General features: G+C 64.0%; 21 protein-coding genes, 2 tRNA genes and 1 pseudogene. 14 read left to right on the top strand and 10 right to left on the bottom strand.

Features of this window, described 5'->3' with window-relative positions:
- Positions 1-65: 65 nt before the first annotated feature.
- The 7 genes from BIU82_RS18795 to rpmH form a co-directional block, all read right to left on the bottom strand.
- On the bottom strand, positions 66-1,121 hold the full coding sequence (locus BIU82_RS18795) for a ParA family protein (protein ID WP_074466471.1): 1,056 nt from the start codon (positions 1,119-1,121) through the stop codon (positions 66-68).
- A gap of 97 nt (positions 1,122-1,218) precedes the next feature.
- Entirely contained in the window at positions 1,219-1,869 is a 651-nt protein-coding gene (rsmG, locus tag BIU82_RS18790) for a 16S rRNA (guanine(527)-N(7))-methyltransferase RsmG (protein WP_070350990.1), read from the bottom strand.
- A gap of 6 nt (positions 1,870-1,875) precedes the next feature.
- On the bottom strand, positions 1,876-2,451 hold the full coding sequence (locus tag BIU82_RS18785) for a R3H domain-containing nucleic acid-binding protein (protein ID WP_070350989.1): 576 nt from the start codon (positions 2,449-2,451) through the stop codon (positions 1,876-1,878).
- Positions 2,451-3,413: a membrane protein insertase YidC gene (gene yidC, locus BIU82_RS18780; RefSeq protein WP_070350988.1), complete on the bottom strand. Its 963-nt coding sequence runs from the start codon at positions 3,411-3,413 to the stop codon at positions 2,451-2,453. Before yidC ends, BIU82_RS18785 begins: the two co-directional genes overlap by 1 nt.
- 17 nt (positions 3,414-3,430) lie before the next feature.
- Positions 3,431-3,874: a membrane protein insertion efficiency factor YidD gene (yidD, locus tag BIU82_RS18775; RefSeq protein ID WP_070350987.1), complete on the bottom strand. Its 444-nt coding sequence runs from the start codon at positions 3,872-3,874 to the stop codon at positions 3,431-3,433.
- Positions 3,822-4,244, bottom strand: coding sequence for a ribonuclease P protein component (gene rnpA / locus BIU82_RS18770; RefSeq protein WP_070350986.1), 423 nt, complete (start codon positions 4,242-4,244; stop codon positions 3,822-3,824). The genes yidD and rnpA overlap by 53 nt, the downstream gene beginning before the upstream one ends.
- 42 nt (positions 4,245-4,286) lie before the next feature.
- Entirely contained in the window at positions 4,287-4,424 is a 138-nt protein-coding gene (gene rpmH, locus BIU82_RS19445; RefSeq protein ID WP_074466470.1) for a 50S ribosomal protein L34, read from the bottom strand.
- 462 nt (positions 4,425-4,886) lie between these two features.
- Here rpmH and dnaA point away from each other — a divergent pair, with 462 nt between their 5' ends.
- The 12 genes and pseudogenes from dnaA to BIU82_RS18715 all read left to right on the top strand — a co-directional run bounded on the left by dnaA (position 4,887) and on the right by BIU82_RS18715 (position 18,007).
- Positions 4,887-6,308 (top strand): chromosomal replication initiator protein DnaA, encoded by a 1,422-nt coding sequence (gene dnaA, locus BIU82_RS18765; protein WP_070350985.1) that lies wholly within the window; start codon positions 4,887-4,889, stop codon positions 6,306-6,308.
- Between the two features lie 558 nt (positions 6,309-6,866).
- On the top strand, positions 6,867-7,991 hold the full coding sequence (dnaN, locus tag BIU82_RS18760) for a DNA polymerase III subunit beta (protein WP_070351061.1): 1,125 nt from the start codon (positions 6,867-6,869) through the stop codon (positions 7,989-7,991).
- 29 nt (positions 7,992-8,020) lie between these two features.
- Positions 8,021-8,941 carry a phosphogluconate dehydrogenase (NAD(+)-dependent, decarboxylating) gene (gene gnd, locus BIU82_RS18755; protein WP_074466469.1) on the top strand — a complete coding sequence of 307 codons (921 nt, stop codon included), beginning with the start codon at positions 8,021-8,023 and terminating at the stop codon, positions 8,939-8,941.
- A gap of 23 nt (positions 8,942-8,964) precedes the next feature.
- Positions 8,965-10,158, top strand: a complete 1,194-nt coding sequence (recF, locus tag BIU82_RS18750; protein ID WP_070350983.1) for a DNA replication/repair protein RecF — start codon at positions 8,965-8,967, stop codon at positions 10,156-10,158.
- Positions 10,145-10,693, top strand: coding sequence for a DciA family protein (locus BIU82_RS18745; RefSeq protein ID WP_070350982.1), 549 nt, complete (start codon positions 10,145-10,147; stop codon positions 10,691-10,693). The genes recF and BIU82_RS18745 overlap by 14 nt, the downstream gene beginning before the upstream one ends.
- A 401-nt stretch (positions 10,694-11,094) precedes the next feature.
- Positions 11,095-13,167, top strand: coding sequence for a DNA topoisomerase (ATP-hydrolyzing) subunit B (gene gyrB / locus BIU82_RS18740; RefSeq protein WP_070350981.1), 2,073 nt, complete (start codon positions 11,095-11,097; stop codon positions 13,165-13,167).
- A 59-nt stretch (positions 13,168-13,226) separates the two neighbouring features.
- The gene (gyrA, locus tag BIU82_RS18735; protein WP_070350980.1) at positions 13,227-15,908 is read left to right on the top strand and encodes a DNA gyrase subunit A; all 2,682 of its coding nucleotides are present in this window, start codon (positions 13,227-13,229) and stop codon (positions 15,906-15,908) included.
- On the top strand, positions 15,901-16,542 hold the full coding sequence (locus BIU82_RS18730) for a DUF3566 domain-containing protein (protein ID WP_070350979.1): 642 nt from the start codon (positions 15,901-15,903) through the stop codon (positions 16,540-16,542). Before gyrA ends, BIU82_RS18730 begins: the two co-directional genes overlap by 8 nt.
- Before the next feature lie 112 nt (positions 16,543-16,654).
- Positions 16,655-16,728, top strand: a tRNA-Ile gene (locus BIU82_RS18725).
- A 55-nt stretch (positions 16,729-16,783) separates the two neighbouring features.
- Entirely contained in the window at positions 16,784-16,900 is a 117-nt protein-coding gene (locus tag BIU82_RS20080; protein WP_210210398.1) for a DLW-39 family protein, read from the top strand.
- A 32-nt stretch (positions 16,901-16,932) separates the two neighbouring features.
- Positions 16,933-17,008 (top strand) — tRNA-Ala (locus BIU82_RS18720).
- An 86-nt stretch (positions 17,009-17,094) separates the two neighbouring features.
- Positions 17,095-18,007: pseudogene (locus tag BIU82_RS18715) on the top strand (DMT family transporter).
- A gap of 21 nt (positions 18,008-18,028) precedes the next feature.
- On the opposite strand, the gene BIU82_RS18710 reads toward BIU82_RS18715, so the two are convergent.
- Positions 18,029-18,904: a glycosyltransferase family 2 protein gene (locus BIU82_RS18710; RefSeq protein ID WP_070350978.1), complete on the bottom strand. Its 876-nt coding sequence runs from the start codon at positions 18,902-18,904 to the stop codon at positions 18,029-18,031.
- 132 nt (positions 18,905-19,036) lie between these two features.
- Positions 19,037-20,035, bottom strand: a complete 999-nt coding sequence (locus BIU82_RS18705; RefSeq protein WP_070350977.1) for a hypothetical protein — start codon at positions 20,033-20,035, stop codon at positions 19,037-19,039.
- Between the two features lie 153 nt (positions 20,036-20,188).
- On the opposite strand from BIU82_RS18705, the gene BIU82_RS18700 reads away from it, so the two are divergent.
- Both BIU82_RS18700 and BIU82_RS18695 read left to right on the top strand, forming a co-directional pair.
- Positions 20,189-20,731 (top strand): peptidylprolyl isomerase, encoded by a 543-nt coding sequence (locus BIU82_RS18700; RefSeq protein ID WP_070350976.1) that lies wholly within the window; start codon positions 20,189-20,191, stop codon positions 20,729-20,731.
- 19 nt (positions 20,732-20,750) lie between these two features.
- Positions 20,751-21,620: a rhomboid family intramembrane serine protease gene (locus BIU82_RS18695; protein WP_070350975.1), complete on the top strand. Its 870-nt coding sequence runs from the start codon at positions 20,751-20,753 to the stop codon at positions 21,618-21,620.
- A gap of 733 nt (positions 21,621-22,353) precedes the next feature.
- Here BIU82_RS18695 and BIU82_RS18690 read toward each other — a convergent pair.
- Positions 22,354-22,950: a DNA-3-methyladenine glycosylase I gene (locus tag BIU82_RS18690; RefSeq protein WP_070350974.1), complete on the bottom strand. Its 597-nt coding sequence runs from the start codon at positions 22,948-22,950 to the stop codon at positions 22,354-22,356.
- Positions 22,951-23,033: the final 83 nt, after the last annotated feature.

The following is a 23,033-nucleotide window of genomic DNA, read 5'->3' as shown; positions in this document are numbered from 1 at the left end:
GTTTATCCCTCCAAAGGAACGGCAGGGAAGAACCCGCCAAGGCTTGTTGCAGTGTTTAGAGAAGTCTAGCGTTCAGCGATTTCCGCTGCGGCTTCCATGTAGGACAGCGCGCCGCTGGACGAAGAGTCGTAAGTCATGACTGTCTGCTGGTAGCTGGGCGCTTCGGAGATGCGGACCGAGCGCGGAACCACGGCGCTGAGCACCTGCTCAGGGAAATGCTCGCGCACTTCGGACGCGACCTGCGCGGCCAGGTTGGTACGGCCGTCGTACATGGTCAGCAGGATCGTGGACACCACCAGGTCACCGTTCAGGTGCTTCTGGATCATTTCGATGTTCTTCAGGAGCTGGCTGAGGCCTTCCAGAGCGTAGTACTCGCACTGGATCGGAATCAGTACCTCGCTGGCCGCGCAGAAGGCGTTGACCGTGAGAAGGCCAAGGCTCGGCGGGCAGTCAATGAAGATGTAGTCGAGCCGGCCCTCGCCGTTCTTTTCGCGTTCCTTGGCGTAGACGTCGATCGCACGGCGCAGCCGCTGTTCGCGCGCCACGAGGGAAACCAACTCGATCTCGGCGCCGGCGAGGTGGATGGTGGCGGGAGCGCAGATCAGGTTCGGCACATCCGGGCACGGGGCCACGACGTCACCGAGCGGCAGGTCATTGATGAGGACGTCGTAGATGCTGTCGACGTCGGCGTGGTGTTCAATACCAAGCGCGGTGGAGGCGTTGCCCTGCGGATCGATGTCGATCACCAGGACATTCAACCCGGCGGATGCCAGGGCCGCGGCAAGGTTGACCGTGGTGGTCGTCTTGCCGACGCCGCCCTTCTGGTTGGACACCGTGAAGATGCGGGTCTTCTGCGGTTTGGGCAGCTCGCGCCCCAGCAGGCGCTCACGGCGGCGGGTCTCATTGGCCAGCTGGCGGGCAATGGGGCTGGAATCGTCGATCGAGTCCATCACATTCCCTCCACCGCTTGCGGTTGTTTCACGTGAAACCGTCGAGTTATCAACCATATTCGTGCTCGTCTGCTCAAAAGCACCCATTGGTGAGGGCGCAGAGGCTGCACGTGCGGACCCCAAGGAGACAAACGGGGGAATCCGCTGCGTGGAGGTTTCGCTACTGGCCACTGTCACACACTCACTCTCATTCGGCGCTGGCTGCCTTCTCTAGCCTAACGGCTCTGCTTGGGACACGCCGGACACAGCGCTGAAAGGATCCGCAGTGCTAGACGGACTTCCGCGGCTTGTCGACGACCACCTTCACCACCGTGGTGGGCTCTTCAAGCAACTCCGCACCGCACACCACAACGCTGGTTTCCACGCCACCGAGCTTCTTGATCACCTTGGCAGCCTTCTCGATTTCCTCCTCGGCGCTGCGGCCCTTGATGGCCACCAGCTCGCCCTTTCCATCCAGCAACGGAATGGTAAGCGGAGCGAGCTTGCTCAGGGCGGACACCGCGCGGGCCGTCACGACGTCGGCGTTCACCAGGCCAACGGCCAGCTCTGCACGGGTACGCATCACAATGACGTTCCCAAGCCCGAGGTCGTCCACCACTTCCTGCAGCCAGATGACGCGCCGCTCAAGCGGCTCAATCAAGGTGAGCTCAAGGTCGGGGCGGGCAATCGCCAGGCAAAGGCCAGGCAGGCCGGCGCCGGATCCGACGTCAGCCACATGGCTTCCCTGGGCAATCTCAGATTCGATGACCGCGCAGTTGAGCACGTGCCGGCCCCACAGGCGGGGAACTTCCCGCGGACCGATCAGTCCGCGCTCGATCCCGGAGGTCTCGAGGTGCTCCACATACCGGCGGGCGAGGTCCAGGCGGTCACCGAAGATCTTCTCCGCGGCCTTCTGTTCTGCTGCAGTAATTTCCGCCATGATCCGCTAGTCGGCCGTCACCACGATGTGGCGGTTGGCGCCCTCGCCTTCGGACTCGGAAACGAACCCGAGATCGGCAACGGCGTCGTGGACGATTTTGCGTTCGTAGGCGCTCATCGGTTCAAGTGCCACGGCGGCGCCGCTTTCCTTGACCTTCGCGACGGCGTCCTCGGCGATCTGCTGCAGTTCGCCGGCGCGGTCCTTGCGGTAGCCGTTGATGTCCAGCACCAGGCGGGAGCGGTTCTCCGTGGCGGAAAGGACCGACAGCCGGGCAAGTTCCTGGAGTGCTTCCAGGACTTCGCCGTCGCGGCCGACCAGGCTTTCGAGGCCTTCGGATGCTTCCTCGGCAGCGATGGAGATGTAGGTGCGGCCGTTACGCACCTCGATGTCGATGTCACCGTCGATGTCGGCGATATCCAGGAGCTCTTCGAGGTAGTCGGCAGCGACGTCGCCCTCTTCTTCGAGCCGGCTCGCTGCGTTTCCCTTGCCAGCTGGTTTCTCGTCCTGCGATGCCTGGGGTTCGGTGGACAGCTCTTCGTTCACGCTTTCAGCCTTCGTTTCTTCAGTGCTATCGACCGACATTACTTCTTCTTCCTGTTCTTGCGTTGGGGCTGGACACGCTGTCCCTTGGGCTTCTCAGGCTCGGCCGGAGCGGCTTCCTCGTCCTTCTTGCCACCCAGGATCGGCAGGGCGGGCAGGCCCTTGGCGGCGCGGCGTTCGGCGAGGGCCTTCGCTGCGGGGGACCCCGGCGTCGGCATGCGGCGGATCACGAAGAACTGCTGGCCCATGGTCCACAGGTTGGTGGTAGTCCAGTAGATGAGCACACCGATCGGGAAGTTGATGCCACCCACGCCGAAGACGATCGGCAGGATGTAGAGCATCATCTTCTGCTGGCGCATGAAGGGGCTGGCCATGGCCTCTTCGGACATGTTCTTGGCCATGATCTGCTTCTGGGTGATGAACTGCGAGGCCGTCATGGCCAGGATCATCACGATCGACAGGATCCACACAGCAACCTGGTTTCCGCCGCCACCGTGCAGGAGCGAAGCTGACAGCGGCGCACCGAAGATGCTCGACTGGTCGAACTGAACCACCTGTTCGTGGCTCATGGCGCCGATGCCCTTGCCCTGGTCCTTCGCGGTCGTGATGCCGGACAGCACCTGGAACAGCGCAAAGAAGAACGGCATCTGGATCAGCATCGGCAGGCAGGCCGAGAACGGGTTGGTGCCGTGCTTCTTGTACAGCGCCATCTGTTCCTGCGCCATGGCCTGGCGGGAAAGCTGGTCGGTCTTGCCCTTGTACTTGTCCTGCAGCTTCTTCAGGTCGGGCTGCAGCAGCTGCATGCCGCGCTGTGCCTTGATCTGCTTCACGAAGACCGGAATCAGGGCGGCACGCAGCACGAGCACCAGGCCGATGATGGACAGCGTCCAGGTCCAGCCGTTGGCGGCCGGCAGCCCAATGAAGCTCAGACCCTCATGGAATCCGACCATGATGACTGAGACCAGCCATTTGAACGGAAACATGATTGTTTCAAAGAAGTCCATACGTTTTCCCTATTTCCTCAAGCCGCTTCCCGGCGGCCGTCTTCATCAGCCTGAGCAGCCAGGAACTGGTCCGGGTTGTTCAGTACAACAATCATGGGGGTGCGGCCCTCGGGCCAGTGGCGGTGGCCGGCGGGGACATGGTCCACGCCGCCGGCGTTCCAGGGGTGGCAGCGTGCCAGGCGTTTGGCGGCGAGCCAGCTGCCCTTGACCGCGCCATGGACCGTCACGGCTTCCAGCGCATACGCGGAGCAGGACGGAAAGAAGCGGCAGACCTGCCCGTACAGCGGGGAAATCACGCGGCGGTAGGCCTTCAGAAGCAGGATGAGGATGTTCCGGGGCAGATCCCAGAGGACGGAAGCGATGTTCCTTGAAGCTATGGCAAGGAAGCGGACGACGGCGGAGCTCAGCTCATGCACGCGGTGTCCCTTCCTGTGTAGTGCCGGCGGTGTGGCCGCCGGCATGGTCCGGAACCGGCAGCGGAGCCGTTCCGCCAAGCCGCTTCCTGTTTGCTGCCAGGGCTGCGTTGAAATCGCCCAGCAGTTGTTCCCAATTCGCAGAGGCCGCCGCGGGCAGCGCCCGGACAACCACAGCCAGTCCTGTTTGCTGCTCTTTCAGCGACAGGGCAGCTGCTTCCCTCAGTCTCCTCTTAACGAGGTTCCTGGTGACAGCGTTCCCGACGGCTTTGGAAACAATGAAGCCGAACCGGCTCGGTTCGTCGGCAGCGATAGTTGCCGTATATAACACTAAGTTCCGGCGTCCATTGCGGACGCCGGAACGTACTGTTGTTGAAAAGTCGGTGGAAGTCCGCAGACGGTTGGGGGTGGCAAGCACCGCTTAACTCGCTTGGGGAAGATTGACCGACGAGTCAGTTATTTACGCCGACAGCTCGACGCGGCCCTTGGCGCGGCGGGCAGCCAGGATGGCGCGGCCGGCACGGGTGCGCATACGAAGGCGGAAGCCGTGCTTCTTGGCCCGACGGCGGTTATTCGGCTGAAAAGTCCGCTTGCTCACGTTAGTTACTCCAGTGGATCAAAGGTGCGCCCACCCGATCAAAAGGGGAAGAACTGGCCGACGCTAAGTTTTTTGTGCATCCGCGCCCACCCCATCCCGGACGTGCCGGAGATACAGGTGGCCGAAAGTGGACACATAGGACTTCACAACGTTAGGGCAAAAACACGCCACGGGTCAAACCGGCAGGGCCTCTCCCGGCTATCCCCAGCTGTGGCAAACCCGGTCCGCCAGCCTGTGGATGAAGTGGCTCACAAGGCCGTTTCCAGAACCACAACGATGTAATTATCCACAAGCAAGACCCCAGCTATCTTCTAGGGAATCCATCCCCTAGAGTGTCTCAGTAGCCGATTTTCCACGGACTGTGCATAACCCTGTGGATTCGGTTGGAATCCACCCTTGGTTCGGACCTTTCGGCTGCCCGGCAATTCAGGCACAGCACACACGGACCAGAGGAACCAATTGATGACGGTAGACGAGACCAACCACGCAAATACTGTCGGAAGTTCCTGGCGCCGGGTCCTGAGCCTGCTCGAACAGGACGAACGGGTCAGCCCCCGGCAGCGCGGTTTCGTCATCCTTGCCCAGGCACAGGGCCTCATCGGTTCCACCCTCCTGGTGGCCGTCCCCAACGAACTGACCCGCGAAGTCCTCCAGACCCAGGTCAAGGACGCCCTCGACGACGCCCTCCGCAGTGTCTTCTCCGACGACATCCGCTGCGCAATCGATGTCGACACCGATCTGGTGCCCGTCCACGAAGAGCCGGCTCCCGCCGTCGAACTCCCCGCCGCGGGCGATGACGCTGTCGAACTGAAGCCCCAGCCGACCCCGCCCAGCACCTCGCACGAATTCGGCCGCCTGAACCCGAAGTACGTCTTCGACACCTTCGTGATCGGTTCCTCGAACCGCTTCGCGCACGCGGCCGCCGTCGCCGTCGCCGAAGCGCCCGCGAAGGCCTACAACCCGCTGTTCATCTATGGCGACTCGGGCCTCGGGAAGACCCACCTGCTGCATGCGATCGGCCACTACGCCCGCCGGCTCTACAGCGGAATCCGCGTCCGCTACGTCAACTCCGAAGAGTTCACCAACGACTTCATCAACTCGATCCGCGACGACGAAGGCGCCAGCTTCAAGACCACGTACCGCAACGTGGACGTGCTGCTGATCGACGACATCCAGTTCCTGGCCGGCAAGGACCGGACGCTCGAAGAGTTCTTCCACACCTTCAACGCGCTGCACAACAACAACAAGCAGGTGGTCATCACCTCCGACCTGCCGCCCAAGCAGCTGGCCGGATTCGAGGACCGCATGAAGTCCCGCTTCGAATGGGGCCTGCTGACGGACATCCAGCCGCCGGAACTCGAAACCCGTATCGCGATCCTCCGGAAGAAGGCCCAGAGCGAGGGCCTGTCCGCGCCGGACGATGCCCTGGAGTACATCGCGTCCAAGATCTCCAGCAACATCCGCGAACTCGAAGGCGCCCTGATCCGCGTTACCGCGTTCGCCAGCCTCAACCGGCAGCCGGTGGACGTGGCGCTGGCCGAGATGGTGCTCAAGGACCTGATCACCGACGACGGCGCCCAGGAGATCACCGCGGAGCAGATCCTGAAGCAGACGGCCGACTACTTCAAGCTCAGCATGGAGGAGCTCTGCAGCAAGTCGCGCACACGCACCCTGGTGACCGCCCGGCAGATCGCCATGTACCTGTGCCGCGAGCTGACCGATATGTCCCTGCCGAAGATCGGGCAGGAACTGGGCGGCCGCGACCACACTACGGTGATCCACGCGGACCGCAAGATCCGTGAACTGATGGCCGAGCGCCGGGTCATCTACAACCAGGTCACCGAACTGACCAACCGCATCAAGCAGCAGCAACGGGATTCCTGAGCCTGTCCCGGCAGCCTTCCGCCGCCACTACATACCTTATTAACAGGTGCATGTGGATAAGCCTGTGGACAGTTAAGGGGAGAACCGCGGTGAATGGGCTTAAAACCCTTAAGGCGCCTGTGGATCGTTGAAAAACGGCTTGGGGGTTGTCCACGTCCACACCCTGTTTAAAACCCAGGCTGCCCACATGCCGTGAACATGGCTTAACCGCGGATCCTCGAGGCAAGGCCGGGTTATCCACAGTTTCCACAAAGGTTATTAACACTACTAATCCCAAAAAATTCAGATCCCTCAAACAACAATCTCCTTCCGACCGCCCCGCTCCACAGAACCCGGCGGTGCCGGGCACCAGCCAGGACATTGGGGGATGGGTTAATGCCAGGACTTCCGGCTAAGCTGTCAGCATCGCGTCCCTCGGGCCCGGTTCTTTTGTCATTCGCGCTGAACTCAGCCGTGAAGGAACCTCCGCGGGGCCAAGGCAGTTCTCCGGAACCGCCACACAAGAGCAATGGCAGCAGCGATCGCATGCGCGACAGCAACGAAAGGCGGCACCCCTCCGTGAAGTTCAGAGTCGACCGGGATGTCCTGGCAGAAGCCGTCACGTGGACAGCCCGATCCTTGTCTCCGCGGCCGCCGGTTCCCGTCCTTTCCGGGCTCCTGCTCAAGGCCGAAGCCGGAACGGTAAGCCTTTCGAGCTTCGACTACGAAACGTCCGCCCGCCTTGAAATCCCGGCGGACATCACCACCGAAGGCACCATCCTGGTATCCGGCCGCCTCCTTGCCGATATCTGCCGCAGCCTGCCGTCGGCACCGGTCGACGTCGAAACCGACGGAAGCAAGGTCACCTTGAGCTGCCGCCGAAGCAGCTTCCACCTGGCCACCATGCCGGAGTCCGAGTACCCGCCGCTTCCGGCGCTGCCCGCCGTCAGCGGAACCCTGCCCGGCGATGCTTTTGCCCAGGCCGTTTCCCAGGTGATCATCGCGGCCAGCAAGGATGACACCCTCCCGATCCTCACCGGCGTCCGGATGGAGATCGAAGATGACATGATCACCCTCCTGGCCACGGACCGCTACCGCCTGGCCATGCGCGAAGTCCCGTGGAAGCCTGTCACTCCGGGCATTTCCACCAGCGCGCTGGTTAAGTCCAAGACCCTCAACGAAGTAGCGAAGACCCTCGGCGGCAGCGGTGACATCAACCTGGCACTGTCCGACGACGACAGCCGGCTGATCGGCTTTGAGAGCGGCGGCCGCACCACCACCTCCCTGCTGGTGGACGGCGACTACCCGAAGATCCGCTCGCTCTTCCCCGAATCCACTCCGATCCACGCCACCGTGCAGACCCAGGAACTCATCGAGGCCGTGCGCCGTGTGTCCCTCGTGGCTGAGCGGAACACCCCGGTGCGCCTAGCCTTCACGCCCGGCCAGCTGAACCTCGACGCCGGCACCGGCGAAGACGCCCAGGCTTCCGAAGAGCTCGAAGCACAGCTCACCGGCGAAGAAATCACGGTGGCCTTCAACCCGCATTACCTGATCGAGGGCCTGAGCGTCATCGAGAGCAAGTTCGTGCGCTTCTCGTTCACCAGCGCGCCCAAGCCGGCCATGATCACGGCCCAGGCTGAAGCCGACGGCGAGGACCAGGACGACTACCGCTACCTGGTCATGCCGGTCCGCTTGCCCAACTAAGGCAGCGCCCGGACACTCCGGGTTCCACGATTCCGTCACCCACAACGCAGAAGAGAGTTCATACCGTGCACATCGGACTGATCGGCCTTGGAAAAATGGGTTTCAACATGCGCGAACGCATGCGGAACGGCGGAATCGAGGTCACCGGTTACGACCGCAACCCCGACGTCACGGACGTCCCGTCGGTTGACGAGCTGATTGCCGCCCTTCCCAGCCCGCGCATCGTCTGGGTAATGGTTCCCGCGGGCGAGATCACCGATGCCGTGATCACCGAACTGGGTGGAAAGCTCAGCGCCGGAGACATGGTCATCGACGGCGGAAACTCACGGTTCACCGAGGACCAGAAGCACGCCGAATTCCTTGCCGGCAAGGGCATCCGCTTCGCTGACTGCGGTGTGTCCGGTGGTGTGTGGGGCCTGCAGAACGGCTATGGCCTGATGGCTGGCGGTTCCGACGAGGACATCGAGCTCGCCATGCCGGTCTTCGATGCGCTCCGTCCCGAAGGCGAACGGGCCGACAGCTTCGTCCACGTGGGCGGCGTCGGCGCAGGCCACTACGCCAAGATGGTGCACAACGGCATCGAGTACGGCCTGATGCAGGCTTACGCCGAAGGCTATGAACTGCTCGCGGCCAAGGACATCATCAAGGATCTGCCCGGCACCTTCCGCGCCTGGCAAAAGGGCACCGTAGTGCGCTCGTGGCTGCTGGACCTCATGGTGAAGGCGCTCGATGAGGATCCCGGCCTGGCCTCGATCGATGACTACGTCGAGGACTCCGGTGAAGGCCGCTGGACCGTGGAGGAAGCCATCGCCAACGCGGTTCCGGCGCCGGCGATCACCGCGGCCCTCTTTGCCCGCTTCGCCTCGCGGGAAGAATCTTCGCCTGCCATGAAGATGGTGTCCGCCCTGCGCCACCAGTTCGGCGGGCACGCCACCCGTCCGTCCAGCTAGCCGGCCGAAGGCCTCCAACACGCGTGTACCTTGAACACCTTTCGCTGACCGATTTCCGCAGCTACGCCCAGGTCGACCTGAAGCTTGGCCCTGGGGTGACCGTGCTTGTCGGCTCCAACGGGATCGGCAAGACCAACCTGATGGAAGCCATCGGCTACCTCGCCACCCTGGGATCGCACCGGGTCAGCACGGATGCCCCGCTGATCCGCTTCGGGAGCGAACGTGCCATGATCCGGGCGAAACTGGTGCGCGGAAGCCAAGCGACCGTCGTCGAGCTCGAAATCAACGCCGGGCGGGCGAACCGCGGACGGATCAACCGCGGCAATCCGCTGCGTGCGCGGGACATCCTGGGCATCTGCCAGACCGTGCTGTTCGCACCGGAGGACCTGGCATTGGTGAAGGGCGACCCTTCGAACCGGCGCCGCTTCCTGGATGACATGCTGGTCAGCCTCCTGCCTGCCCATGCGGCAACGCGTGCCGACTACGACCGCGTGCTCAAACAGCGCAACGCCCTGCTCAAATCCGCCCGGAACGGCCGATTCACCTCCGGACACGAGGCCACGCTCGATGTCTGGGACCAGCACATGGCCCGTGCCGGCGCCGAGCTGCTGCATGCCCGGCTCGATCTGGTGGAACGTTTGCAGCCGCACCTCCAAAGGGCATATGCCCAGCTCACGGACGGGTCGAAGGACGCTGCCGCGGTGTACCGCTCAACCCTTCAGGGCGTTTTGGACGACGACGGCGGCCCGGCCGACGGCGCTGCCGCACCGGCCGCGGGGATGGCCGAGTTGCGGCAGCTCGACGTCGAACAGCTCGCCGAACGCTACGTCCAGGCCTTCGCGGCCGCCCGCCGCAAGGAACTCGAACGGGGCATTTCGCTGGTCGGCCCGCACCGGGACGAGCTCGAGCTGTTGCTGGGCCAGGCCCCCGCGAAGGGCTATGCCTCGCACGGCGAAACCTGGTCCATGTGCCTGGCGCTGCGCCTGGCGTCCTACTACGTGATGCTGGATGATTCGCTGGCCGGCGGCTCCGCGCCCATCCTCATCCTGGATGACGTTTTCGCCGAGCTGGACGTGCAGCGGCGGCGTAAACTGGCGGCAATAGTCGCCGGTGCCGAACAGGTGCTGGTGACGGCCGCCGTCGACGCCGATATTCCCGAAGAGCTGTCCGGGCGGCGGGTGAAGGTTGTCCCCGGAGGCATAGATGGCGAAGGATGACGGCGGACTGCAGCCCGGACGTGAACCGGACCGCATCGATGCCGCGCAGGCCGCACTGAACCGCATGCGCGAGGCCGCGGCAGCGCGCGGCGAAATCCGCCGCGCCGCGCCCGGGAAGGCCACCCCGAAGCGGAAGGGACTGCGGGACACCCGCGGTTTCAGCCAGTTCCACGGCAACGGCCGGGATCCCCTTGGCCTGGGCAAGGTGGTGGGCCGGCTCGTGGCCGAACGCGGTTGGACGTCACCGGTGGCGGTCGGTTCAGTGATGGCCGAATGGGACGCCCTGGTGGGGCCGGAAATCTCCGCGCACTGCACCCCGGAGAGCTTCACTGACACCACCTTGCACGTGCGCTGCGATTCGACAGCATGGGCAACGCAGCTTCGTTTGCTGAATTCGAGCCTGCTGGAGATGTTCCGGAAGGAACTCGGCGAAGGCGTGGTGACGGCCATCCACGTGCTGGCGCCCACGGCTCCGAACTGGCGGAAGGGCGGCCGCAGCGTCAACGGCCGCGGTCCGCGGGACACCTACGGCTGAGCATTCTTCCGGCCATCTCGGCTGATTCCGTAAATCGGCGCACAGCGGCCGGAAACGCCCTGCGGCTGTATAGCTCCCCAAGTGGTGCCGTCTTGGACGGTTCCAGACACGGCCAGCGGCCTGCCAAGGGCACGTTTGCCGCGAACCACCCCGCCAAATCCGGTGGTATGGCTTAAACACGATAGAATCGTGGATAGACAACTGGGCGCCGGTGAACCGTCGATTGGCCCCGCTGCGAAGCACATGAACAGCGGATCCGCCAGTCAACAACTCGCCGGCGCTATCAGTGGCGTCCCTGTTGGCGGCCGCCGCATCCGAAACGGACTGTCCTGCACGGGCAGGCTCCTTGGTGTGCGGTGACGGCCGGCGACCATCGAAACACAGAGGAGTCGAAAGCGCCTGTGGCTAACGACAATGCAGAGATTTTGGCAGCTGATCCCGTCGCGGAGAATGCCGGCGCAGCCGACGCGTCCGGAGCCCGGGAATACGGCGCCAGCGACATCACTGTCCTTGAAGGCCTGGAGGCGGTGCGCAAGCGCCCCGGCATGTACATCGGTTCCACGGGACCGCGCGGCCTGCACCACCTGGTCTACGAAGTGGTGGACAACTCCGTTGACGAGGCGTTGGCCGGCTACTGCAGCCATATCGAAGTGACACTGCAGGCCGACGGCGGCGTGAAGGTCGTCGACGACGGCCGCGGCATCCCGGTGGACCTGCACCCCAGCGAGGGCAAGCCCACGGTCGAGGTCGTCATGACCATCCTGCACGCCGGCGGTAAGTTCGGCGGCGGCGGTTACGCCGTGTCCGGCGGCCTGCACGGCGTGGGCATCTCCGTGGTGAACGCGCTGTCGCGCCGGGTCGATACCGAGGTCCGCCGCCAGGGCCATGTGTGGCGGATGTCCTTCGCCGACGGCGGCAAGCCGCAGGGCGAGCTGGTCAAGGGAGAAGCCACCGACCAGACCGGTACCTCCCAGACGTTCTACCCGGACGGCAGCATCTTCGAAACCACCGAGTTCGATTTCGAAACCCTCCGCGCCCGCTTCCAGCAGATGGCCTTCCTGAACAAGGGCCTGCGCATCACGCTGACGGACGAACGCCCGGTCAAGCAGGCCGACGGCGAAGACCTGGACCTGGACGCCGTCTCCACCGAAGGCGAAGTGCCCGCGGAGCATCGCACCGTGGTGTACCAGTACAACGACGGCCTGCTGGACTACGTCAAGCACCTGAACTCGAGCAAGAAGGTGGACATCGTCCACGAGGACGTCATCGCCTTCGAAACCGAGGACACAGAACGGCACATGGCCGTTGAAATCGCCATGCAGTGGACCTCCGCGTATTCCGAAAGCGTCCACACCTACGCGAACACCATCAACACCCATGAGGGCGGCACCCACGAAGAGGGTTTCCGCGCCGCCATGACCTCGCTGATCAACCGCTACGCGCGCGAGAAAGCAATCATCAAGGAGAAGGACGACAACCTCACGGGTGACGACATCCGCGAAGGCCTCACCGCCGTCATCTCCGTCAAGCTGTCCGAGCCGCAGTTCGAAGGCCAGACCAAGACCAAGCTGGGCAACTCCGAGGTCAAGGGTTTCGTGCAGCGTGTGGTCACCGACCAGCTCGGCGACTGGCTCGAACGCAATCCCGGCCCGGCCCGCGACGTCATCCGCAAGGCGATCCAGGCCGCCCAGGCGCGCATGGCCGCCCGCAAGGCCCGCGACAACGCCCGCCGCAAGAGCCCGTTGGAATCCTTCGGCATGCCCGGCAAGCTGTCCGACTGCTCCTCGAAGGATCCTTCGCGCTGTGAGGTGTACATCGTGGAGGGTGACTCCGCAGGCGGTTCCGCCAAGCGCGGCCGCAATCCGGAGACCCAGGCGATCCTGCCGCTGCGAGGCAAGATCCTGAACGTTGAGCGTGCCCGCCTGGACAAGGCCCTAGGCAACAACGAGGTCCAGTCCATGATCACGGCCTTCGGCACGGGTATCGGCGAGGACTTCGATATCTCCAAGCTGCGGTACCACAAGATCGTCCTCATGGCCGATGCCGATGTGGACGGCCAGCACATCACCACGCTGCTGATGACCCTGCTGTTCCGCTACATGCGCCCCCTCATCGAGAACGGCTACGTGTACCTGGCCCAGCCGCCGCTGTACCGCATCAAGTGGTCGAATGCCGCCCACGATTACGTGTACAGCGACCGTGAACGCGATGAAACCATCCGCAAGGGTGCCGCCATGAACAAGCGACTCCCGAAGGACAACGGCATCCAGCGCTACAAGGGCCTTGGCGAGATGGACTACACCGAGCTCTGGGACACCACCATGGACCCGGACCGCCGCACCCTGCTGCAGGTCACCATGGAGAACGCCGCCGCCGCGGACGAAATCTTCTCGGTACTGATGGGCGAAGACGTCGAGTCGCGCAGGAACTTCATCCAGCAGAACGCCAAGGACGTCAGGTTCCTGGACATCTAAAGAGCCTCCTCAGGCCGCTTATATTCCAGAACTGACATATACCTGAAACGGAATTTATTATGAGTGACGAAACCCCCGGGGTACCCGAGGAACAGGACGCCCCGGACACCGTTCTTGAAGGCGACGTCCTGGTTGACCGCATCGAACAGGTGGACCTGCAGACCGAAATGCAGCGCTCCTACCTGGACTACGCCATGGCCGTCATCGTCGGCCGCGCCCTTCCCGACGTCCGCGACGGCCTGAAGCCGGTCCACCGCCGCGTGCTGTACGCGATGTTCGACGGCGGCTACCGCCCGGACCGCTCCTTCAACAAGTGCGCCCGCGTGGTCGGCGACGTCATGGGTACTTACCACCCGCACGGCGACATGGCCATCTACGATGCCCTTGTCCGCCTGATCCAGGACTGGACCATGCGGTACCCGCTGGCACTGGGCCAGGGCAACTTCGGTTCCCCGGGCAACGACGGCGCAGCAGCCCCCCGTTACACCGAAACCAAGATGGCCCAGCTGGCCATGGAGATGGTGCGGGACATCGACGAGGAAACCGTCGACTTCCAGGACAACTACGACGGCAAGAACCAGGAACCCACCATCCTGCCGGCGCGTTTCCCGAACCTGCTTGTCAATGGCTCCTCCGGCATCGCCGTCGGCATGGCCACCAACATCCCGCCGCACAACCTGCGCGAAGTGGCGGACGGCGTCCAGTGGTACCTGGAGAACCCGCAGGCCACCCGCGAGGAGCTGCTCGAAGCGCTGCTCCTGCGCATCAAGGGCCCGGATTTCCCCACCGGCGCCACCATCCTCGGCCACAAGGGCATCGAGGAGGCCTACCGCACCGGCCGCGGCTCCATCACCATGCGTGCCGTGGTCAATGTGGAAGAAATCCAGGGCCGCACCTGCCTCGTGGTCACCGAGCTGCCGTACCAGGCCAACCCGGACAACTTGGCCATCAAGATCGCCGAACTGGTCAAGGACGGCAAGATCCAGGGCATCGCCGACCTCCGCGATGAAACTTCCGGTCGTACCGGCCAGCGCCTGGTGATCGTCCTCAAGCGTGACGCCGTGGCCAAGGTGGTGCTGAATAACCTCTACAAGCACACCCAGCTGCAGGACAATTTCTCCGCGAACATGCTGGCGATTGTCGACGGCGTTCCGCGGACGCTGAGCCTGGACGCCTTCATCCGGCACTGGGTAACGCACCAGATGGACGTCATTGCCCGCCGCACCCGGTACCGCCTCCGCAAGGCCGAAGAGGAAGCACACATCCTCCGCGCCCTGCTCAAGGCGCTCGACATGCTGGACGAGGTCATCGCCCTCATCCGCGCCTCCAGCACCACCGAGGCCGCACGCGATGGCCTCATGGAGCTGTTGGACATCGACGAGCTGCAGGCCCGCGCCATCCTGGACATGCAGCTCCGCCGCCTGGCTGCCCTGGAACGCCAGCGGATCCAGGACAAGCACGCCGAACTGGAAGCGCAGATTGCAGAGTTCAAGGCAATCCTTGCCTCTGAACAGCGCCAGCGCGAAATCATCAGCACAGAGCTGGCCGAGATCGTAGACAAGCACGGTGACGACCGCCGCACCCAGATCCTTATGGGCTTCGACGGCGACATGTCCATCGAGGACCTGATCCCCGAGGAAGAAGTGGTGGTCACCATCACCCGCGGTGGCTACGTCAAGCGCACCCGCAGCGACAACTACCGTTCGCAGCAGCGCGGCGGCAAGGGCGTCAAGGGCGCGCAGCTTCGTGGCGACGACGTGGTGGAGCACTTCTTCGTCACCACCACCCACCACTGGTTGCTCTTCTTCACCAACCTGGGCCGTGTGTACCGTGCCAAGGCCTACGAGCTTGCCGAGGCCGGCCGCGACGCCAAGGGCCAGCACGTAGCCAACCTGCTGGCCTTCCAGCCGGACGAGCACATCGCCCAGGTCCTGGACCTGCGGGACTATGCACAGGCTCCGTACCTGGTGCTCGCCACCAAGAACGGCCTGGTCAAGAAGACCCGCCTGGAGGACTACGACACCAACCGCAGTGCCGGCGTCATCGCCATCAACCTGCGCGACGGAGACGAGCTGGTCTCGGCGCAGCTCGTCTCCGAAACCGACGACCTGCTGCTGGTCTCCCGCAAGGGCCAGTCCATCCGCTTCACCGCCACCGACGAGGCACTTCGCCCGATGGGTCGCGCCACCTCCGGTGTGACGGGCATGAAGTTCCGCGAGGACGACGAGCTGCTGGCCGCGGACGTGGTCAAGGACGGTTCCTTCGTCTTCGTGGTGACCGAGGGTGGGTACGCCAAGCGGACCGCCGTCGAGGAATACCGGCTCCAGGGCCGCGGCGGCCTCGGCATCAAGGTCGCCAAGCTGGCTGAAGAGCGCGGCGACCTTGTGGGCGCCCTTATCGTCCAGGAAGAGGACGAAGTGCTTGTGGTGATGGAAGGCGGTAAGGTGGTGCGCTCCGCCGTCGCAGGCGTTCCGGCAAAGGGCCGCGACACCATGGGCGTCATCTTTGCCAAGCCGGACAAGAACGACCGCATCATCGAGGTGGCACGCAACAGCGAACGCGGCCTGGACGGTGAGGAAGCGGACGAAGAGCAGCAGTCCGAAGGCACGGATGACGTAACGTTGGCTGCAGAAGGAGCCGCGCAGGCGGCCGGATCACCTGACGGGTCCACCGAGGCGGAAAGCAGCCAGGAACCCGGCACCGAGCTGAACGAAGACAACACCGGAGGAACGAATGAGTAATCCTGACTCATATCCCAAGCCGAACGCAGACGTCCCCGGCGGACTCCGGCAGCCTTCGGGCGCTCCGCAGGCGGCGCCCGCCGCCGGACCCCGCCCGCCGGCACCTGCCACGGCTCCGACGGCGGCACGGCGCCCTGCGGCGGCTCCCGCCGCACCGGCACAGCGTCCCGCGGCTCCTGCCGGACGCCCTGCGCAGGGCGTCCGCGCGGCCACAAGCGGCCAGCAGCGTCCGGGCACCCCGGGCCTGGTGAAGCCGGCTCCGAAGGCAAAGGTCCGCCGGGCACGCCTCCTCGTCAGCAAGGTCGACCCCTGGTCAGTACTCAAGATGGCGTTCCTGCTGTCAGTCGCCCTCGGCATCGTGACCGTCGTGGCGGCCATGGTGCTGTGGACCGTGCTGGACCTCACCGGCATCTTCGACCAGGTGGACAGCCTCCTGGGCACTCTTGCCGGGTCCGAAGGCGGCGGCTTCGAACTCAAGAAGGTTGCTTCCCTGGGCCAGGTGCTGTCCTTCGCCACCATCATCTCCGTGGTGAACGTGGTGCTGTTGACCGCACTGTCCATGCTGAGTGCCGTACTTTATAACATTTCGGCAACGCTCGTTGGCGGCATCGGCGTGACGCTCACCGACGACTAGCAAAACCTCCGGAATTCCGCGGAAAATTGGCGGAATTCCGCATTGAAGGTCCTCGATTTGAGATCGGGCCGGGATGTGCTGTAGAGTCATATCTCGGCCCGATGAGGCATCGGGGCGTATAGCTCAGGCGGTTAGAGCGCTTCGCTGATAACGAAGAGGTCCCAGGTTCAAGTCCTGGTACGCCCACGGAACCTGCACGGTTTCACGGTAAGGTCCGGAGACGGACCGGAACGGGGTGCGTGTGAAGAAGTTGCTGATTGTGGCAGCGGCGATCGCAGGCGTCCTGCTCTACCGGAAGGTGCAGGAATCCGAAGCCCGGAAGACTGTTTGGAGCCAGGCGACCGACACGGTTGACTAGTTCCGCAGTAGTATGGACGGGTTGCTTCTTATGGGGGCATGGCGCAATTGGTAGCGCACCTGCTTTGCAAGCAGGGGGTTAGGGGTTCGAGTCCCCTTGCCTCCACCATAGGGAAAAGTCCCGGTCAGAGATGACCGGGACTTTTTCGTGTTCACGGGCTTTCGACGTCGGAAACGGGCAAGGAGGGAAAGGCCATGAACGTCCTCTTTGCCGCCCTCGGTGTCCTGGGCGTTGCGGCCTCCGGCCCGTTGATCGCCGGCACCCTTGCAGCGACCACCGCCACCGCGTTGGCGATTGCCTTCTGGCGCAACGCGATCGCCGCCGTCGTGATGGCATCCCCCGTGCTCCTCAAGGAACCGCGACAGTTCCGCACGATCACCCGGCGCGAGGCTGCTTGGACCGGCGTTGCCGCCGTCGCCCTCGCTGCGCACTTCGCCTGCTTCATCACCTCGCTCCAGCTGACCTCCGTGGCAGCGTCCACGGCCCTCGTCTGCCTGCAATCGGCCTGGATCGCCGTGTTCCAGTTCCTGCGGGGCACCCGGCACCACTGGGCGGTTCCGGCCGGACTCGGTGCTGCGCTCGGCGGCGTGCTGGTGATCACCGGTTTCGACCTGGGTTCTTCGCCCGATGCCCTGCGGGGCGATGTCCTCGCCTTGGCCGGCGGCGTCTTCGGCGCGCTCTACGCGATGGCCGGCGGCCGGGCCCGGCAGACCATGGGCACCGGCACGTACACCGCGCTCTGCTACAGGGATCTGTGCCGTCCTGATTGCGCTGCTCGCCCTGGCCAGCGGGCAGCCGCTCACAGAATTCGACGCCGGAGGCTGGGCCGGGATCATTGCGATCACCGTTTCTGCCCAGCTGGTGGGCCACACCATGTTCAACCACCTGCTGGCCACCATGAGCCCCTTGCTCGTCTCGATGATCATCCTGCTGGAAATCCCGGGAGCGGCCCTGCTGGCGGCGGTTTTCCTGCACGAGGCACTGCCGGCGGGCACCTACCTGGGCCTGGGGCTGATACTGGCGGGACTCGCCGTCGTCATTGCCGGACAGCGCAGCGGAACAAAGGACGACGGCGGCGGTCCGGTTACGGCGCTCGGCGCCGACTAAGGGCCGGGCGGCTGCGGCCGGCTACTGTCCGCCGCGGCGGACGCCCTGGCTGGAGCTGGCCGTGTGGATGGCCCGCAGCAGCTTCGCCGGGAAGTAGACGGAGAAGAAGACCACCATCGGCGCCTTCAGCGCCATCTTCTTGACGTTGTGGGCCTTGTAGGTGCGGTCGAAGCGGGTTACGTAGTAGCGGTAGTCCCGCGGCGAATCCTCCAGCCGGCGGGCGGACATCCCGGACACCATCTGCGGCCAGTACTGCACCCGCAGTTCATGTTCGGCCAGGTGCAGGGAGAGGTCGATGTCCTCATGCATCTCGTCCTTCTCGTCAAGGCACGCTTCGTCCCGGATGGTTTCCCACGCTGAGCGGCGCAGCGCCATGTTGGAGCCGAACAGGAAGTGGTACTGGTGCTTGGCGAGGCGCAGCATGAGCTGGCGCATTTTGTCGTCCGCCTTGAGGCCGAAGCGGCGCATGGGCATGTCGTAGTAGACCACCGGGCCGGTGGCAGCTTGGACGTCCGGATCCATGAAGGCGTTCTGGACCTGTTCCACCCAGTCCGGTTCGAGGACGGAGTCGGCGTCGATGCGGCCCAGGATGTCTCCGGTGGCACTGTTCAGCCCGAAGTTGCGGGTGGGGATGAGGCCCTGTGCCTGATCCTGGCTCAGCAGGATGATGGGGCTCTCAGGGTATTCCTGCTGCATCTGTGCCACGATCTGCGCGGTGCGGTCCGTGGACATGTTGTCCACCACGATGATCTCCGCGGCGGGGACAGACTGGTAAATGGCGGCGATGAGGCACTGCCTGATGACGCTTTCCTCGTTGTACGCCGGGATGACGATGGACACTTCCGGCCTGGGTGCGTCAGAAGGGGCAAGTTCTTCGGGCGATCTATCGGCTGACATCCAGATAAATCTAACACCGGCCCGCCGGCCCGCCGGGGAGCTTCCGGTGACGTATGGATAAACATTGAGGGGACCCCGCGCAGTGCGGAGTCCCCTCAAGACAAGGTGTGGCGCGTCAGCGTGTGGCGCAGCTCAGGCCTGGTGCTTTCCTTCGCTCTTGCCTTCTTCGCCTGCCGGCTCGTCCTTGTGGATGTTCGAGGCGATGTTCTTCACCGCGGTCTTGGCATCGACCTTGTCCGCGGGCCCCTTGGAGTCCTTGGCTACCTCGGGCGTCGGGGCAGGGCCCACCGGTGCCGAGTCGACCGGTGCCGGGTTGAGCGGCTCCTCGGGCGATTCGTCAGCGGCGTCCTTGGCTACGTCCGGCGTCGGGGCAGGGCCCACCGGTGCCGAGTTGGCGGGGGCGTCGTTGTTCGGCGTCGAACGCGGGTTGCTCGGCGGGTTCACCGGCGCAGGAGTCTTCCACGGATCCTCGACGGGCTTGGACGCCTTCCACGCGGCGACACCGGCGGCGACGGCTGCGGCGATGACGGTGACAATCAGGAGTCCGCGCTTCTTGGGCTTTTCCTTGCGGCCGAGCTCGGCGGCGACGGCCTTGCCGGTTTCTTCTGCTACGGCCTTGAACTGCGTTCCGGCGGCCTGGGCCTGGTCCTGGAGATTGTGCACCACACCGGAATCCGCAAGCTTCTGCGCGACTGCGTCAACCTGTGCGGGTGCGTTTTCCAGGAGGTGGTGCACGGCGTTGGAGGCCTGGTCGAGCTGCTCGGACAGCTTCGGCAAGTACTCTTCCACTACCTTGTCCCGGGCGACACCGAGTGCCGGAGTTGCCTTGTTCAGGGCCTCCTGGATCTTCGGCGACGCTTCCTCGACGGCGTCGTGGATCTTCGGAGCGAGGTTCGCCAGGCCTTCCTGGAGCCTCGGCGTGACGGTTGCGACGCCGTCGGCCAGGTTGTGGGCGGCCGACTTGAGGCCTTCCTGGATCTTCGGTGAGGCGGTATCAATTCCGTGCTGGATCCGGGGAACTGCCCAGTTCACGGCAGCTTCGACGCGCGGTGCAGCCCAGTCCTTGGCGCTGTCGACGCCTGCTGCCACCGAGTGCTCAAGGTCGCGGGCAATACGGTCTGTTTTCTTCACAACTACCTCCCGATACACATGCTCGTTTGTTGTTAGCCTACGTCGCCTGACCGGCACCGGCTATTCATGGGACGCAATCACCGGAGATTTCACCGAGCGCGGAACCGGCTTTCCGCCCGCTGCCGCGTTGACCCTGCATGAAAGAATGGGGCCATGACCATTGCAACCGCAAAAGCAACCATCCACACCAGCCTCGGCGACATCGTGGTGAACCTCTTCGGCAACCACGCACCCAAGACCGTGGCCAACTTCGTTGGCCTCGCCACGGGTGAAAAGTCCTGGACGCACCCCGAAACGGGCGAAGACAAGACCGGTACCCCGCTGTACAACGGCACCATCTTCCACCGCATCATCAAGGACTTCATGATCCAGGGCGGCGACCCGCTGGGCCGCGGCATCGGTGGCCCGGGCTACAAGTTCGACGACGAGATCCACCCGGAACTGAACTTCAACGCCCCCTACAAGCTGGCCATGGCCAACGCCGGCATCCAGATGGGCAAGGGCACCAACGGTTCCCAGTTCTTCATCACCACGGTCAACACCGACTGGCTCTTCGGCAAGCACTCCATCTTCGGCGAGGTCGCTGACGACGAATCCAAGAAGGTCGTCGACGCCATCGAGGCTGTCCGCACCGGCATGGGCGACCGCCCGGTCGAGGACGTCGTCATCAACAGCATCGACGTCGAGCAGCTCTGATCCGGAGCCTGAACAACCCATGAGTTTTGGATACCCGGCGGCGGAGCCGTCAGCAGGCGTTCCGGTATGCCCCAGGCACCCCGACCGGCCCTCCTATGTGAGGTGCCAGCGTTGCGGCCGCCCGGCTTGCCCCGAATGCCAGCGTGCGGCCGCCGTCGGGTTCCAATGCGTTGACTGCGTCAACGAACTCAGCCGTTCGACGCCGGCTGTCCGCTCGGTCTACGGCGGCACCGCCGTCGTAGACCGGCCGATGGCCACTTTCCTTCTTATTGGCGCGTGCGTCGTCCTTTACGTCCTGCAATGGATTGTTCCGGGGGACGTGATCTTCCAGAACTTCGCGTTCGCCTCCGCCTTCGCGGATCCGCAGTACGGCCATTTTGAGCCGTGGCGCATGCTCACCGCGGCCTTCCTCCACTCCCAGGGCTTCGTCCTCCACATTGCCCTGAACATGTACACGTTGTGGATTTTCGGCCAGGCCCTTGAGCCGCTGCTCGGACGCACCCGCTTCCTGGCCATCTACCTGCTGTCCGCAATCGGTGGTTCAGTCGGCTACATGCTGTTGACGCCCGTCTTCCCCGTCATCCCCGTGGTCGGCGCGTCCGGCGCCATCTTCGGCATGTTCGGCGCGATGCTCGTGATCCAACGGCATCGCGGCGGTGACACCAAGCAGCTCTGGGTACTGATTGCCATCAACGGCGCCATTGGCTTCATGGTCTCCGGGATTGCCTGGCAGGCGCACCTTGGCGGCTTGGTTACCGGTGCGCTCAGCGCCGCTGCCGTTGCCTATGCCCCGCGCGGTCCGCGCCGGGCGCTTTACCAAGCCGCCGGGCTTGCGGTGGTGGCCGTGCTCCTGGTTCTTGCCACGGCACTGCGCACAGCGGCTATCTAAGGCTTCTCCCCTTTCTCCATGCCGGCTTCGCCGGTTCTTTTGGCGTGCCCTCCTGCCCCCGGAGACGGCTTACCGTGTTTTCCACAGCCCTTATCCACACTGTGAGTAACTTACAGCTGTGTAGTTCAGGGCCAGCATTCCCTAGTTCGCGGTGATCCAGGACCTCCAGCTGAGAAATACCCAGCTTCGTCCACAGCTGTGGATAACTTTCCTGCACAGAGCTGTGTTTATGTGGACAAATCGGCTCCAGGTGTGTCTCTTGTGGAAAACCCGCAGGACAAGCCGTTTCCACAGCCGTCGGAAGCGTCTTTCAACAGGCTTATCAACAGTGTTAATAACTCACACCGTTGTAGTTCTTCCCCTTAAATCACGGCATCAACCGCGCGGTTCCGGGGAAGTTTCCCGGCTTTGACCACAGCTTTTCCCCAGCTGTGGATAACTTGTGGGAAGCGCCTTGTTGTTAAGTGGGTAACTTCCACGGCACGCCGGGCGGGCAGGAAAAGGGCGTTCCGGCCCGGCAGGTGAAGTTCTCCATCCCGGAACCATGAACACTTGGTGAAGGTGGAGCCACGATCCACAGCCTTGCCCACATGGGGAAAACCACAGAAACGAGAGTGACCCTTCAAAAACCCCGGAAAACCGGGGAATCCGCCCTGAATACCGAGTCTTTCCACATAGTGTTTCCACAGCTGTGGATAAAGTTGCCCACTTTTGTGGACACGTGGGGACAGGCTCAGGCCCAGATGCCGGAGCTTCCCCGGCGGTGGCTGCCCACAAGGTGGGTATCGATCATGCCGATCGCTTCCATCAGCGCGTACATGGTGGTGGGGCCGACAAAGGCGAAGCCCTTTTTCCTGAGCGCCTTGGACAACGCCACGGATTCAGGCGACTGGGTTGCGAGGTCGGCAATGGTTTCCGGAGCCGGAGTGGTTTCAGGCCGGAAGGACCACACGAAGTCCACCAGGCCGCCGGAGTCCCGCAGCGCGAGGGTGGCCTTGGCGTTGGTGATGGCAGCCCGGATCTTCAGCCGGTTGCGCACAATGCCGGCGTCCAGCATCAGCCGTTCGACATCCGGCTCGCCGAACAATGCCACCTTCTCCGGATCGAAGTCCAGGAACGCCGCACGGAACGCCGGGCGCTTCCGCAGGATGGTGGCCCAGGAGAGTCCTGCCTGGAACCCTTCCAGGCTGATGCGTTCGTACAGGCCCTGCTCGTCCGTGACAGGCATGCCCCACTCAGTGTCGTAATAGTCCCGCAGCAGGGGATCGACGGCAGCCCAGGGCGGCCGCGCCAGTCCGTCTTCGCCGAGGATGGTGCCGGCCGGTGTCATGGGTGCCTCCAGTCGAGGTGGAACGTGGACATTCAGGGCGGACGGAGAGAGCCGCCCGGGATAAAGCTGCTGAGGATATTGTG

The sequence above is a fragment of the Arthrobacter sp. SW1 genome (assembly GCF_001766675.1).
Lineage (GTDB): Bacteria > Actinomycetota > Actinomycetes > Actinomycetales > Micrococcaceae > Arthrobacter.
This window is presented reverse-complemented; position numbering and strand designations above follow the sequence as displayed.

Coding starts and splice junctions, on each gene's coding strand:
- rsmG (WP_070350990.1), bottom strand. CDS start 1,869: ATGGCGGAAATTACTGCAGCAGAACAGAAGGCCGCGGAGAAGATCTTC.
- BIU82_RS18785 (WP_070350989.1), bottom strand. CDS start 2,451: ATGTCGGTCGATAGCACTGAAGAAACGAAGGCTGAAAGCGTGAACGAA.
- yidC (WP_070350988.1), bottom strand. CDS start 3,413: ATGGACTTCTTTGAAACAATCATGTTTCCGTTCAAATGGCTGGTCTCA.
- yidD (WP_070350987.1), bottom strand. CDS start 3,874: ATGCCGGCGGCCACACCGCCGGCACTACACAGGAAGGGACACCGCGTG.
- dnaA (WP_070350985.1), top strand. CDS start 4,887: ATGACGGTAGACGAGACCAACCACGCAAATACTGTCGGAAGTTCCTGG.
- BIU82_RS18745 (WP_070350982.1), top strand. CDS start 10,145: ATGGCGAAGGATGACGGCGGACTGCAGCCCGGACGTGAACCGGACCGC.
- gyrA (WP_070350980.1), top strand. CDS start 13,227: ATGAGTGACGAAACCCCCGGGGTACCCGAGGAACAGGACGCCCCGGAC.
- BIU82_RS18730 (WP_070350979.1), top strand. CDS start 15,901: ATGAGTAATCCTGACTCATATCCCAAGCCGAACGCAGACGTCCCCGGC.
- BIU82_RS18710 (WP_070350978.1), bottom strand. CDS start 18,904: ATGTCAGCCGATAGATCGCCCGAAGAACTTGCCCCTTCTGACGCACCC.
- BIU82_RS18700 (WP_070350976.1), top strand. CDS start 20,189: ATGACCATTGCAACCGCAAAAGCAACCATCCACACCAGCCTCGGCGAC.
- BIU82_RS18695 (WP_070350975.1), top strand. CDS start 20,751: ATGAGTTTTGGATACCCGGCGGCGGAGCCGTCAGCAGGCGTTCCGGTA.
- BIU82_RS18690 (WP_070350974.1), bottom strand. CDS start 22,950: ATGACACCGGCCGGCACCATCCTCGGCGAAGACGGACTGGCGCGGCCG.